The organism is Prochlorococcus sp. G5PB11 (assembly GCF_059772425.1).
The window spans coordinates 638,673-653,151 of the sequence record NZ_CM186287.1 but is presented as its reverse complement, the minus strand read 5'-3'; the positions used below and the strand labels follow the sequence as shown (position 1 = coordinate 653,151).

The following is a 14,479-nucleotide window of genomic DNA, read 5'->3' as shown; positions in this document are numbered from 1 at the left end:
TTTAATTGATTATTGAGCTCCATTCCTTCCTTTTCAGCTCTCGCCACTTACCTTCTTGTAGTCCATTTAAGTTTATATTTGAGATCGATATTCTTTGCAAATCTTGAACTGGATGTCCAATGAGATCTCCTATTCTTCGAATTTGGCGATTGCGACCCTCTTTCAAAATCACTTTAAGAAGAGTTTTGCGAGAGTCGTTATCCAAAAATTCTATTTTCGCTGGCAGTGTTTTTTTGCCATCAAGTAAAATCCCCCTTCTCCAATTATCTAGTATTGATTGACTTGGCTTGCCACTTACCCAAACAAGATATGTTTTTGTGTGGGAGTATTTTGGATGTGTAAGTCTAAGTGTTAACTCTCCATTATTGGTCAATAGAATTGCTCCTCTGCTATCAAAATCTAACCTTCCCACAGGGTGAATACCAAGACGTAAGTGAGATGGAATAAAACTTAAAATTGTTTTCCTTCCATGATTATCTTCGCAGCTAGATATGACTCCATAAGGTTTATTTAATAGAAAAACTTTATGATTTAGCTTTTTAGGTAAATCTCTCCCGTCAACCAAAATATGATCAGAGTTTGGATCTGCTTTCTCTCCGAGAACAGCTTGCCTTCCGTTTAATGTTACTCTGCCCTGTTTTATGACTAAGTCAGCTTTTCGTCTTGATAAAAGACCGGAGTCAGATATTATCTTTTGTAATCTATTCAGTGGCATTATTTATAAACTAAATACTATGTTGATTTCAAAATACAGTGTATAAAATCTATTTTCATTAAAAAAATTCATCTATTTCTTTAACTGTTCCCTCTTCTACTTGGATTAATAAATCTTTAATTGCTTTCCACATGCTTATGCCAAAAAGTATTGAGATGATTGAAGAAAATATTACTGACTTAATAATAGAAAAGTTTATGATACTTAATGCACTTATGAAAATAATTGTTAGGCCTGTAAAGAATGAAAACCAACTTGATATTGTTCTAGGATTTTGTAGCGGATTTGGTGAAATCTTCTTTGATGACCAATTATTTAGTTTTGATTTCATGATGTCTGCAAATACCAATCCAGACATCAGGCAAATAAATGCTCCACAAGATAGCCAAAAAATAGGATCTTCAATTGGCTTTATTTGTTGATAATTTGAGATGAATTCATTTATATCTGGAATATCTTCCGCTTCTAAGTTAGCTAAAATAAATGCGAAAATATTTTTAATATTGCTATTGATCATGCTTTTATGCTTATTTAAATTTTTTGTTATTGTATTTTATAAAAATATTCTACGCAACTTGTGTTTTGTTTTGTTTTGTTAGACTTGAAGCCATTCTTAAAGGATTGAATGTTTTTCGTACTAGCTTAATTAATTGTTTCATATCTTTTGTATCTATTCTTTCATCTTTAATAATGCTCATTAATAAGTTCTTTCTTATTAGCGAGCCTCTAGAGCTAGTTAAGAGCTTAATTCCTGCACCTGCTACGGGAATCAGTTCTTTTGCCGGTGTAGTTGAATCCTGTACTAGAACATTAAATAAATTTTCTATTCGTTCAACTCTAATGTGTCCATTTTGATCAAATATAACATCTAATAATATATTTATCATTTCATTTGTATCTGAAGTAAGTAATCTTTTAGCTACATAAGGATAAGCTAGATCTATAATTTTGAAATCAGGATCTAAGCGTAGAGCAAGTCCTTCTTGGCTAATAACAGCTCTTATAATTAGAGCAAATCTTGCGGGAACTCTGAAGGGATAATCAAACATTAATTCAGAAAATTTATTAGTAATTTCTTTAAAATTAAACGATGCAACATCTTTACCAATTGCGCTTCCAAGAACTTCTTTTAAAACAGGTATTAGAGGCTTAAGGTCTTGATCTTTATTTAAAAAGCCAAGATTTTGAAAATCTTTTGCTACGGCATAAAAATCATTATTTATCAAGTGAACAATTGCGCCAGTAAGAGTTAATCTGTCTTCCTCTGAAATTGAGTCCATCATTCCAAAATCAACGTAAGCGATATTGCCTAAATCATCATTATTACCTTCAAGAGCAAACATATTCCCCGGATGAGGATCTGCATGAAAGTATCCAAATTCTAATAACTGCTGTATTCCGCTGATAACTCCTGTTCTAATGATTTTTGATGGATTTAAATTATTTATAACTAATTCATTTCTGTCTTTTAATTTTGTACCGTTAATCCAGCTAGTCGTTAATACCTTTACAGTTGATAAATGTTTTTCTACTTTTGGTATAGTTACAGACTTGTTATTGTGGAAAAGTGTAGAAAATCTTTCAGCATTATTAGCTTCTTTTGTATAATCAACTTCATCAAATAAGCTTCTTCCAAACTCATCTATTATTTCACCTAATCCAAACCCAAGATTTAATGGAAGTATTGGTGCACTGAGAACACCAAGTATTTTTATAATTACGATATCTCTTCTTATATTGAAAATAAGAAGAGGCCTTTGAACTTTAACTGCTACCCAATAATTGCTAGTTAACTTTGCTTTATAAACTTGTCCAAGACTTGCTGAGGCTATTGGTATGGAGGGAAATTCTTCAAAAAGATCATTCGCTGGTCTTCCTAGCTCACTTTCAATAATCTGAAGTGCTTTTTCGTGAGGAAATGAGGGTAAGTTATCTTGAAGGTTTGTTAATTCTTCCAACCAATCTTTCCTTATTAGATCTGGCCTTGTTGAGAGGGCTTGACCTACTTTTATAAAACAGGGACCCAGGCTAATAAGTGTTTTAAGTAGAAATTTAGCTAGGTTTTTTTGAGTCTTCTCGTCATTGCTTGAACCTTGAAAAATAAGTCTTGCTAACAATAGTGATATCGCCCCAACTATTTGAATAAATCTAGGCACCAATATCCACGGCCTTGTAATTAGCCAGATTAAATCTCTTTTGAAATCGTATTTCATGAATTCATCATAAGTTCTTTTAGCTACCGCTATATGAAGTTCTTTTGATTTGCTTACTGATTAATTTAACTACATTGATTTTAGGTATTCCTTTTACTCAATGAGGCTTTTTAACTTGCTTTCTGCTGATAGAAGCGAAAACCTTTTTTTGCCGGCCCATGGGAGAGGAAATGCTCTCCCAAAAAAGATAAAAAAACTATTGAAACTAAAGCCAGGTATATGGGATTTGCCAGAGCTTTTCGAGATTGGTGGCCCGTTAATTAGTGAAGGAGCCATAGCTGAAAGTCAAAAGTCCTCTGCTTATCGAGTGGGTGTTGATAGATGCTGGTATGGAGTCAACGGGGCGACTGGTTTACTTCAAAGTTCATTACTAGCTCTCGCACGTCCTGGTCAAGCTGTTCTTATGCCCAGGAATATACATAAAAGCTGTATTCAAGCATGCTTGTTTGGAGGATTAATACCATTACTTTTCGATGTGCCTTACTTAACTGATCGAGGTCATGCTTCTGTCTTTGATAGTAAGTGGCTTAAAAGAGCTTTAAAAAAAGCAAAAAAACTTAAAGAGGACATAGCTGCGGTGGTTTTAGTTAACCCCACATATCAAGGATATTCTGCAGACATGGAATCACTGATTAAGGAGATTCATGCACATTCTTTGCCAGTATTAGTTGATGAGGCTCATGGCGCTTACTTCATAAGTGAAATAAGACCAGATTTACCTAAATCAGCCATATCTTATGGTGCAGACCTAGTTGTTCACTCTCTTCATAAATCTGCTCCTGGATTGGTTCAATCTGCAGTCTTATGGTCGCAAGGTGAGAAGGTTGATCCATTCAAAATCAATAGAAGTATAGAATTGCTTCAGACTTCAAGCCCAAGTTCTTTATTGTTAGCTTCTTGTGAAAGTTCAATAAAGGAACTTATCGAACCCCAAGGGCTAAAGAAGTTGAAATCCCGAATAGAAGAAGCTGAGTTATTTAAAGATTTTTTGATTAATAAAAAAGTTCCTCTTCTTGAAAACAGTGATCCATTAAGAATCATTCTTCATACCTCAAGATTCGGTTTGAGTGGTATTGAAGTTGATAAAAGGTTTATAAGTAAAGGAATAATTGGTGAATTAGCTGAGCCAGGAACACTAACTTTTTGCCTTGGGCTTTCATCTCACAACAAATTAGGAAAAAGATTTGTAGGAATTTGGAATGAAATCCTTACAACTTTTGGCCAACAGAAATCGTGTTTTTTTAAAAAACCGCCTTTCAGCATCGTTTCTAAGCCATGCAAGCCATGTTCATATTCTTGGGGATCGGATTTTGAGACTGTAAATCTGCAGAATGCTATTGGAAGAATTTCAGTTGAGATGGTTTGTCCTTATCCTCCAGGAATCCCATTATTGATTCCTGGTGAGATTTTGGACGAAGCTCGTGTTGATTGGTTGATAGAGCAAAAATGCTTTTGGCCAGATCAAATCTCTGATTTTATAAGAGTATTTCTTGATTAAACATATCTACTTATCAGCTATAATGAAATTTATTATTAATAAATCCTTTTAAGTATGTTTTGTAGAAGAAATCTATATTTTTTTCATCTAATTTAATGTTTTTAACTGTTTCGAAAAAGAGATTATTAAGTGGACTTTTAGTTGGGGCTTTTGGCTTTTTAATAGTCTATTTAGGTGATTGGTGGTTTTCTATTGCAATAAGTTTAACTGTTCATTTGGCTCTTCTAGAATTTTTTCGGATGGCAGAGTTTACGGGGATAAGGCCAGCTACGAAGACCACATTATTGGCCTGCCAAATATTACTTTTCTTCACTCAACTATCTTCTCTTGGATATATCTCAATTGAAATATCAGATGCTATTTTGCCATTGTCAGGTGCCGCTATTTGTGGTTGGTTGTTGCTACAACCAATAACTGGTTCCATTGCTGATGTGGCAGCATCAATTTTCGGTTTATTTTACTTAGGATTCTTACCAAGTCATTGGATTAAGTTACGAAATCTTTTAGAAAGTGATTTAACAAATAACTTTAACTTGATACCCATTGACTGGCCAACATCTATTACTTTTGGAATGCTAATAACTTTTTCTACTTGTTTTATGATCGTTGGATTTGATATAGGTTCCTATTTTGTAGGTAAGAAATTTGGTAATCACTTATTATCTCCAATCTCACCTTCTAAAACTATAGAAGGTGTCATAGGGGGACTTTCTTTTTCAATAATTATAGGAGCCTTTTTTGGTTATCTACTTAGATGGGAATTTGGAATATTGATTGGAATATTTATTGGTGTTTTAGTAGCATTGTTCTCTCTCGTAGGAGACCTTACAGAATCGATGTTGAAGAGAAACGCAGGATTAAAAGACTCAGGTAATTTTTTACCTGGTCATGGGGGGATTCTTGATAGAATAGACAGCTATTTATTTACTCCGGCAATTGTTTTTTATATAGTAATTTTATTATCACCATTAATTACTTCTTGAAATAATTATATACTAATAGGAGAATTTGCAATAATATTAATTAAATTATTTTCTATATATATATTTTCAATAAATATTTTATCTTCAATTGGTATCTGAATACTCTTTTTATTGCCTTTCTTTCGCAGGTAGATTTTCCCTTTTTCAGTTTTAATATTAATCTTTTCTTCTTTATTTTTAGTGATATTTTTTTCAGAGGCTTTAATTAATAATTCATCATTGATTATTTCTATATCTTCTAATTTCTCTTGATTTAAGACTTCGTTGCTAATCACTTCACTAATCCAATACCAGCTATCAGAAGATAAAATTCCTTTTAGTGATTTTTGAGATAAAGAAATTTTGAATTTTATTATAGGATTTTTCTTAAAGTATAATTCTTTATTGGTTAACTTAAAAATTATTTTAATATTATCAGCTTCCACTTCAAGTTTGTCGAATAAAAGATCTTTGTAATTAATATTTTCAGCAAAAATATCAATTTTTTGTATTTCTCCTTTTATTATTTTAGCAGAACTTGAGATAATATTTATTTTAAGATTGTTAATTCTTTTACACTCTTTTAGTATTAAGATCCTTACACATTGCTCTGATAATTTAGCAAGAATTCCTTTTCCTTGAATCCGCTTGACTATCATTTTGTTTTATAATTTTCCCCAAAAATCAGCAACTAACTTTGGTTCTTCCAAGTGTGGAAGATGTCCTGAATTTGATGCTATTTCTATTTCTTGTTTATAGTTCCTGTAGGTTTCCTCCTTTTCATTCTTGGGAATGATTCTGTCATATTTCCCCAAAATAATTTTGAGAGGTTGAGTTGGTTTTGGGAGTCCGCAGTCAGAAACTCCCCCATCGGCTGCAAAATCTGCTAGGGATGATTGCCATCCAGGAACTTTTAAATGAATGGATGCGATCTGTTCTTCTGCAGGACCAACACTATTTCTCGGATCTGCGAATGCCTGTCTACATAACCCCCTGCGAACAAAAGGCTGACCAAGGAAAAAGGCCCCAAAATGATTTAAGGGCCAAGGTATTTTTGGATTTTTTCCTGCCAATCCCGCTGGTGATAAAAGCAGTAACTTATTTACCTTCTTTGGGTTTTGTCTTGCGAGCTCTAGAGCTAAAGCCCCGCCCATTGAGGCACCTATTACTCCTATGGGTTGATTCTCTGAGAAATAGTTCAAAACATAATTCAAATGTTTCATTAAATATTTAAAGCCATATTTGTTACCATTAGATCTAGGACAAAATCCAAAGCCATATAGATCTGGAATTATTAATTTATTATTTTTCTTTAGAAATGGTGTGAGACGTCGATATTCAAGAAAACAGCTATCAAAGCCATGGATTAGAAGTATTTTTTCTCCTTTTCCTGTTAAGACTGTTGGAAATAGATCAGATGGATTCCGTGAAACATTCTCAAGTCTTAACCATTTAAGATCTTCAAAAAGTTTACTTGCTTGTTTGTCAATAATTTTGTTTCGAATTTTATTAATGTATGCCTTCGATGCATTTGTTTTATCTATATTTTTATTCACTTCTTGATTCAATGATATTAATTATTTTTTATTATTATTTTGGAGGTTTTAGGCAAGGGTTGATAACTTTGAATTGCTTCAAAAAGATCTTTTTCATTTATTTGGAAAGGTAATTGATGAATATCTGAGTTGTTTTTACAGGCAAATTCACAGGCTTTATGTAGTTCTTTCGAGGTAGTATCTCTAAGACAAATTGACTCAATTGAAATAGGAAGATTTAGTTCTGAGAAGAAATTTATAAGCTGTTTTTTAGCTTGTTTTGGTAATTGACTTGTTGAATTTTTCTCTTCTAGATCTAATTGCACTAGTAATCCAAATCCAACAAGTTCTCCATGAAGTGGTTTGCTTGTATATGCAAGTTGTGTTAAACCATTGTGAATGGGATGAGCTGCTGCAGTTCTGCATTTTGCACCACCAAGCCCTCCAATTATCCCAGCAGTCAGAGCGCATCCTTCTGCAACAGTTTTCCAAGAATTGCTTAGTGGATCTGTGAAAGCCTGGTGGCCATTTAATAATAATTGATCTCTTAAAACCCGAGCCATCTGAACTGCTTGTTGCACAAAACCGTCTTGGCTTTTACTGCTTGTTAAGGAAGATTCGTACCATTTTGCTACGGCATCTGCTATGCCACTAGCAAGAGTTCTTGGTGGGGCATCTCTGACAATTGTGTGATCGAAGATCAATAAGCTTGGGCAGGTTTTTAGAGTTACATCTTTTACAAATTTGCCATCGGGAGTATAAATATTAGATAAAGCAGTCCATCCAGCACATGTTGAAGCGCTTAATGGCACGGTTATGCAATTGATGCCGAGTAAATCAGCAATTAATTTCCCTGCATCAAGTACTTTCCCTCCTCCTGCTGCAATGATCCCATCACATTTGTTGTTTTTTGAGAGTAGACATGCATTTTGAATATCTAGTTCACAACAATCATGATCTAATTCGAAAGAGATTGGTTGAATACCTTTTAAAAGTAAATCTTTTTTGAAAGAAGCTCTTATTTTTTTTGTAGAGCTACTTCTACCTATTATTAAAGGCCTTTTGCAAAGTATGGTTATTAGATCAAGGGATTTAATCCATGCTCCCTCTCCCCTAACAACCTTTGAAGGTGAAATACTGTGATTATTTATAGACATTAAACTTTTCTATTGAAAGTTAAATAGCAGCACTGGCTAATTCTGGTGTAGAGCTATCTTTGCCAAGATGTTTGACTATTACTTTTTTACTTTCATCAATGTCAACTTCTGCCTTGTCTCCATCTTTTATCCTTCCAGATAAAACTTCTTCGGCAAGGCTATCTTCTAATAACCTCATTACTGCTCTTCTTAAAGGTCTAGCCCCGTAAGATGGATTGTAGCCTTCTTCAACTAATCTTTCTTTGAAATCATCTGAGACAGTTAATGATATTCCTTTTTCTTTTATCCTTAAGAATACTTCTTTTAACATTATTTCAGCGATGTCTTTCACTTCGTTTCTAGTTAGTTGTCTGAACACAATTATTTCATCTAATCTATTAAGAAATTCAGGTCGGAAATATTGTTTTAGTTCTTCATTTACTAATGATTTAATCCTGTTGTATTGAGTATCTTCTAAATTCTCCCCTGAGAATTCAAATCCCAATCCACCACCACCTTTCTCGATAACTTTAGACCCAATATTCGAAGTCATTATTATCAAGGTATTTTTGAAATCAACAGTTCTTCCTTTTGAGTCGGTTAATCTTCCTTCCTCAAGTAATTGAAGGAGCAGATTAAAGACATCTGGATGTGCTTTTTCTATTTCATCAAATAAAACAACTGTATAGGGTCTTCTTCTTACAGCTTCAGTAAGTTGTCCACCTTCATTAAAACCCACGTAGCCAGGAGGCGAACCTATCAATTTACTAACAGTATGTCTTTCCATGAATTCAGACATATCTAGGCGTATCATTGCTTCTTCACTTCCAAAGAAATAGGCCGCCAGAGCTTTAGTAAGTTCAGTTTTTCCGACTCCAGTTGGGCCAGAGAAAATAAAACTGGCAATTGGTCTGTTTGGATTTTTAAGACCAACTCTTGCTCTCCTAATTGCTTTTGAAACCGCTTTGACTGCTTCGTCTTGACCAATCAATCTTTGATGCAAGGTATCTTCCATATTTAAAAGTTTGACAGACTCGCTCTCTGTCAATTTCTGAACGGGAACGCCTGTCCAAGATGCGACAATATGAGCAATATCTTCCTCGTTAACTATTGGTTGAGATACTTTTGATTCATCTGACTGATTAGTTGATTGATCAGCACTTTCATCGGTTTTATTCTGATTATCAATAGGGCTAACCTCAGAATTTGGTGAGGTTTTTTGTCTAATATTTTGCAAAAGATTTCTAATTTTGTCTCTAAGTTCGACTTCTTTTTCCCTAAGTTCACCTGCCTGGGTGAAATTTTGATCTCTTACTGCTTCTTCTTTGCTCTTTTGTATTTCCCTTAATTCTTTATCAACTTCTTTTGCCTCAGGTGGTAATTTTGAATTGAGTAATCTAACTCTGCTCCCTGCTTCGTCTATTAGGTCTATAGCTTTATCAGGTAAAAAACGGTCTGATATGTACCTGTCCCCAAGATTGGCGGCTGCATCTAGTGCTTCGTCAGTAATTTTTAATCTGTGATGTTGCTCATATCTCTCTCTCAATCCTTTAAGGATTTCTATTGTGTCTTTTATTGAAGGTTCTCCAATCATTACTGGTTGGAATCTACGTTCCAAAGCAGCATCTCTTTCTATATGCTTGCGATATTCATCAAGCGTTGTAGCTCCAATACATTGAAGTTCGCCTCTCGCTAAAGCTGGTTTCAATATGTTTGCAGCGTCGATTGCCCCCTCAGCAGCACCTGCTCCTATTAAAGTATGAACTTCATCAATAACAAGAATTACATTTCCAGCAGATTTTATTTCTTCCATAATTTTTTTTAACCTTTCTTCAAATTCACCTCTGTATTTTGTCCCAGCGACAAGTAAACCAATGTCAAGTGTTAGAACCCTTTTTTCTTCGAGAATGTCTGGAATGTTGCCTTGTTGAATTCTCTGAGCTAAGCCTTCGGCGATAGCTGTCTTTCCTACTCCAGGCTCTCCAATTAGAACAGGATTATTTTTTGTCCTTCTTCCAAGTATTTGAATTACACGATCAATCTCAGAATGCCTCCCAACTACAGGATCAAGCTTTGATTCGCTAGCTAATTTGGTAAGGTTTGTTCCAAATTCATCAAGTGTTGCAGTTTTGGCTGATCCTTTTGATGACCCTCCACCAGTTGTAACTTCAGCGGTTTCACCGAGCATTCGAACAACTTGTGTCCTGACTTTAGTTAGATCAACACCTAGATTTTCAAGAACTCTTGCTGCAACTCCTTCTCCTTCTCTAATTAGGCCAAGTAATAAATGTTCGGTACCAATGTAATTATGACCTAGTTGTCGAGCTTCTTCTAATGAAAGCTCAAGTACTCTTTTTGCTCTTGGTGTAAAAGGTATTTCTACAGCAACGAATCCAGATCCTCTTCCTATTATTTTTTCAACTTCTACTCTTGAATCTTTAAGATTTACCCCCATTGATTTAAGAACTTTTGCGGCAACACCAGTTCCTTCTCCTATAAGACCTAAAAGGATTTGTTCTGTTCCAACAAAATTGTGCCCAAGGCGCCTTGCCTCTTCTTGAGCAAGCATGATGACTTTTATAGCTTTTTCTGTAAACCTCTCAAACATTTAGCTTTAGCCATTTACTGTTGTTTCTAATTTATCAGGGTTAAGTGTGAAATGTGTACGGTTAGGTTTTTTTTTATAAAGGGTAAATATTAAGTGTTCGTTGAAAAATAATTAAAAGTATTAATTGATGCAAAGAATGATCGATTTATTTGTGTTTTGTTTCGGTAAACCGTACTGAAGTATTGCTTTTTTTTGTTAATTATTGGTTTCTTTTGTAAGAAGTAGAGCACTAGTTCCATCTTCATAAAAGTTAGATCTACTAGCTATAGTTTTAAAGCCCATGGATTTGTATAAAGCTTTGGCAGGCTCGTTTGTCTCTTTAACTTCTAAATGTATTTGATTTGTTCGTAAAGACTTTGAACGTTTGATTAAATCTGACAAGAGAAATTTACCTAGTCCTTTCCTTTGATGTATTGGATGAACGGCAATTAAAGTTAAGTGTAATTCGTCTAATACTAACCATGAAGAACAAAGACCTAAAATTTTTTTCGTTTTTAGGTCCATTATTCCTAGACAAATCCTTTTAGAATCTTTTAATTCTCTTTCCCATTGAGATTTAGTCCAAAGACCTTTTAATGATTTTTGGTCTAGTTCCAAGCAATCATTTATATGCATCATCCCAAGTTCAATTATTTCGAAATTCATATGCAACTTTTAATTGATTGATCCTTCTTTCTTTAAAAAGAATACCAATTGGTTGATTGATCTCTAGATTGGCTAAATATTCAAGTGAAAATTTTTCCATGCAAGGCTCAAAAGCTTTTGAACCCAATAGGGATATTCATAGTCCAAATCTAAACATATCCCCAATTTCTTCGGAAATTAATGAAAGTGAAAAATTATTAGTTGGTGGATGTCAACTTAGTGAACTCGCAGAAAAATATGGAACACCTCTTTATGTCTTTGATGAGTTGTCACTTAGGACGGCATGCAAAACCTATGTCTCTTCTTTGAAAAAGCATTATCCAGGAGATACTCTTCCTCTTTATGCTTCAAAAGCAAATAGCTCATTAGCAATTTGTGCCGTAGTTGCCTCTGAGGGTTTTGGCCTTGATGCAGTATCGGAAGGTGAATTACTTACTGCCCTGAAAGGAGGAATAAAAGGGGAAAATATCGTCTTTCATGGAAACAACAAATCTTACGATGAGTTGAATTTTGCCTATAAAAATAACGTGACGATTGTTTTAGATAATCATCATGACATTACGTTGCTAAAAAATATTGCTAACGATAAAAAACCAGCAAAATTAATGTTGAGATTTACTCCTGGAATTGAATGCCATACTCATGAATATATTAGGACTGGACATTTAGATAGCAAATTTGGTTTTGATCCAGATGATATCAAGTCAGTTTTAGAAGAATTAAAAACATATAAATGGGCAAATTTAACTGGTTTACATGCTCATATAGGGTCTCAAATTTTTGAAATTCAACCTCACGTTGATCTTGCTGGTGTAATGGTCGACACGTTCAAGATTGCAAAGGAAATTGGTCATCCAATAGCTGATCTGAATGTAGGAGGTGGTCTAGGTATTAAATATGTCCAAGAAGACAATCCGCCATCTATTGAAAGATGGATTGAAGTTATTTCTAATGCTGTTGTCAGGGCTTGTAATGAAAGAAATATAGATTTGCCAAGATTAATGTGTGAACCTGGCAGATCTCTTGTGGCTAATTCTGGGCTTACTATTTATAAGATTGGAGCTAAAAAAGTTGTCCCTGGAGTTAGAACCTATTTATCTGTTGATGGAGGTATGAGTGATAATCCTCGTCCGATAACTTATCAATCTCTATACAGTGCGAGCTTGGTAGATAAACCATTGAATACAAATCTTGAAAAAGTTACTATTGCTGGGAAGCATTGTGAATCTGGGGATATTTTGTTAAAAGATTTTTTTCTTCCTTCTTGTGAAAGTGGAGATTTTCTGGCTGTTTTTGGAACTGGTGCTTATAACTACTCAATGAGTTCTAATTACAACAGAATTCCAAGACCAGCCACAATTATGGTTCGTGATGGTCTTGCCGAGTTAATTCAAAGGAGAGAACTTCCTGAAGATCTATTGCAATTAGATGTATTACCTGATCGCTTTATTCGCCGGAATTAGGTAAGTTGAAATAACGTTGGGGAGTAGGAGTGAATTTTAGGTGGCTTATAAACTTGAGTGTCCTACTTGATGTCTTGTTTGCGTCTTCTCTTGGCGTTCTTCTTTTTACAAGAGTTAAAGAGCAAAGAACATTATGGCTTTTGAGAGGTTATCTATTTCTGGTTTCATTAGCTTGGTTCGTTCAGAGATTTGCAAATTTACCAATTACTTCAAAACTTGTTGATGCCTTGGTTTTGGCCTGCTCATTATCTTTAGCAATTTTGTGGCAAGGGGAATTAAGGAGATTAATGGAATTATTAGGTACTGGAAGATTAGCTGTGATTCTTGGCAATACTCAAAAAGAATTTAGGGCAAGTTCTAATACTTTCGCTCAATTAACTGAAGCAGCTGGTCGTTTATCACAAAACAGAAAAGGAGCCCTAATTGTTGTTGATATGGGGAGTGATTTACGTCCTGAAGATTTCCTCTTCCCAGGAGTTCCAATAGATGCTCAATTATCATCTGAATTGCTATTAAACCTTTTTGCCGCAGACACCCCTCTTCATGATGGGGCTGTTTTGGTAAAGGGGAATAGAATTATTTCTGCAGGGGTAATTTTGCCTCTTTCAAGACAAGGTATTAGTAGGTATGGAACTAGGCATCTTGCTGCTCTGGGAATAACTGAACGATTTGATCGATGTATTTGTGTTGTAGTTTCAGAAGAATCAGGTACCTTATCTTTAGCTAGCCAAGGACGACTCGAAAGACCTATCACAAGCAGTAGATTACTTGACCTTTTGCAAGAATTGTTTGATCCTTCTAATCCATCTGCAACGAAATCCACCAGCCCTAATTCTTCATTGAAAACATCTTCCGCTAATAATGACCCTAAAAGTTCTCAGTCCAGAGTTAATCTTGGGATAATCAATGACGGCAAGGAGTCTTTAAATTGACTTACCCTTCTGTGATAAGTACTGATAATTCAGGAGAGGTATCTCCAATACCTAAAGATTTGGATAGTCTCCGGATGCCCAACCATATTGCGGTAATTATGGATGGGAATGGAAGGTGGGCAAAATTAAAGGGTTTACCTAGAACGGTTGGACATACTGCTGGTGTTGAGGCTTTGAAAAATACTTTGCATTTATGTAGTCACTGGGGAATAGGAGCTTTGACTGTATATGCGTTCTCAACTGAAAATTGGTCTAGACCTAGGGAAGAAGTGAATTTTCTAATGACACTTTTTGAAAGTGTTCTCAAGCGTGAATTGACTAATTTAAAACTAGAAGAAGTAAAGATTAATTTCTTGGGCGACCTTGACCCTTTACCCAACGCATTAAAGGACTTAATAAAAGAATCAGTTGAATCAACATCTCATAATAAAGGCATTCACTTTAATGTTTGCACTAACTATGGGGGACGTCGTGAATTGGTAAGAGCTGCACAGAAGTTGGCTGAACGTTCAGTTAAAGGTGAATTAGAGCCTTCTTTGATTGATGAAAATTTATTCGCCTCTGAATTATTTACAGCAAGCGAGGTCGATCCAGACTTGCTTATTAGAACTAGTGGTGAAAAAAGAATAAGTAATTTTCTATTGTGGCAATTAGCTTATGCTGAAATTCATGTTACAGATGTATTATGGCCAGACTTCAACGCTGATACTCTTACTAAGGCTCTGCTTGACTATCAATCTCGAAGAAGGCGATTTGGCGGCGTATGACCATA

13 protein-coding genes are annotated in these 14,479 nt (G+C 34.8%); 5 read left to right on the top strand and 8 right to left on the bottom strand.

The genetic code is table 11. The features are described 5' to 3' along the window. Window position 1 precedes the first annotated feature (1 nt). The 3 genes from AC6EI0_RS04175 to AC6EI0_RS04165 are packed head-to-tail and all read right to left on the bottom strand — an operon-like array spanning window position 2 to window position 2,928. Window positions 2-715: a pseudouridine synthase gene (locus tag AC6EI0_RS04175; RefSeq protein WP_498523191.1), complete on the bottom strand. Its 714-nt coding sequence runs from the start codon at window positions 713-715 to the stop codon at window positions 2-4. Window positions 716-773: 58 nt separating this feature from the next. Further along, window positions 774-1,232 carry a hypothetical protein gene (locus AC6EI0_RS04170; RefSeq protein ID WP_498523190.1) on the bottom strand — a complete coding sequence of 153 codons (459 nt, stop codon included), beginning with the start codon at window positions 1,230-1,232 and terminating at the stop codon, window positions 774-776. 49 nt (window positions 1,233-1,281) lie between these two features. After that, complete coding sequence (locus tag AC6EI0_RS04165) at window positions 1,282-2,928, bottom strand: ABC1 kinase family protein (RefSeq protein ID WP_498523189.1); 1,647 nt, start codon at window positions 2,926-2,928, stop codon at window positions 1,282-1,284. A 100-nt stretch (window positions 2,929-3,028) separates the two neighbouring features. Here AC6EI0_RS04165 and AC6EI0_RS04160 point away from each other — a divergent pair, with 100 nt between their 5' ends. Continuing rightward, on the top strand, window positions 3,029-4,426 hold the full coding sequence (locus AC6EI0_RS04160) for an Orn/Lys/Arg family decarboxylase (RefSeq protein WP_498523188.1): 1,398 nt from the start codon (window positions 3,029-3,031) through the stop codon (window positions 4,424-4,426). A gap of 95 nt (window positions 4,427-4,521) precedes the next feature. Next, the gene (locus AC6EI0_RS04155; protein WP_498523187.1) at window positions 4,522-5,409 is read left to right on the top strand and encodes a phosphatidate cytidylyltransferase; all 888 of its coding nucleotides are present in this window, start codon (window positions 4,522-4,524) and stop codon (window positions 5,407-5,409) included. 5 nt (window positions 5,410-5,414) lie between these two features. On the opposite strand, the gene AC6EI0_RS04150 is transcribed toward AC6EI0_RS04155, so the two are convergent. The 5 genes from AC6EI0_RS04150 to rimI form a co-directional block, all read right to left on the bottom strand. Then, on the bottom strand, window positions 5,415-6,047 hold the full coding sequence (locus AC6EI0_RS04150; RefSeq protein ID WP_498523186.1) for a hypothetical protein: 633 nt from the start codon (window positions 6,045-6,047) through the stop codon (window positions 5,415-5,417). A gap of 6 nt (window positions 6,048-6,053) precedes the next feature. After that, entirely contained in the window at window positions 6,054-6,944 is an 891-nt protein-coding gene (locus tag AC6EI0_RS04145) for an alpha/beta fold hydrolase (protein ID WP_498523185.1), read from the bottom strand. Window positions 6,945-6,961: 17 nt separating this feature from the next. Next, window positions 6,962-8,080, bottom strand: a complete 1,119-nt coding sequence (locus AC6EI0_RS04140) for an iron-containing alcohol dehydrogenase family protein (protein WP_498523184.1) — start codon at window positions 8,078-8,080, stop codon at window positions 6,962-6,964. 19 nt (window positions 8,081-8,099) lie between these two features. Then, window positions 8,100-10,667, bottom strand: coding sequence for an ATP-dependent Clp protease ATP-binding subunit (locus AC6EI0_RS04135; protein WP_498523183.1), 2,568 nt, complete (start codon window positions 10,665-10,667; stop codon window positions 8,100-8,102). Between the two features lie 195 nt (window positions 10,668-10,862). Continuing rightward, window positions 10,863-11,312, bottom strand: a complete 450-nt coding sequence (rimI, locus tag AC6EI0_RS04130; RefSeq protein WP_498523182.1) for a ribosomal protein S18-alanine N-acetyltransferase — start codon at window positions 11,310-11,312, stop codon at window positions 10,863-10,865. Window positions 11,313-11,410: 98 nt separating this feature from the next. Here rimI and lysA point away from each other — a divergent pair, with 98 nt between their 5' ends. From lysA to uppS, 3 genes are read left to right on the top strand one after another with little or no spacing between them, the layout of a single operon-like run. Next, the gene (lysA, locus tag AC6EI0_RS04125) at window positions 11,411-12,775 is read left to right on the top strand and encodes a diaminopimelate decarboxylase (protein WP_498523181.1); all 1,365 of its coding nucleotides are present in this window, start codon (window positions 11,411-11,413) and stop codon (window positions 12,773-12,775) included. 29 nt (window positions 12,776-12,804) lie between these two features. After that, window positions 12,805-13,707 (top strand): diadenylate cyclase CdaA, encoded by a 903-nt coding sequence (cdaA, locus tag AC6EI0_RS04120; RefSeq protein ID WP_498523180.1) that lies wholly within the window; start codon window positions 12,805-12,807, stop codon window positions 13,705-13,707. Then, the gene (uppS, locus tag AC6EI0_RS04115; RefSeq protein ID WP_498523179.1) at window positions 13,704-14,474 is read left to right on the top strand and encodes an undecaprenyl pyrophosphate synthase; all 771 of its coding nucleotides are present in this window, start codon (window positions 13,704-13,706) and stop codon (window positions 14,472-14,474) included. The genes cdaA and uppS overlap by 4 nt, the downstream gene beginning before the upstream one ends. Window positions 14,475-14,479 lie beyond the last annotated feature (5 nt).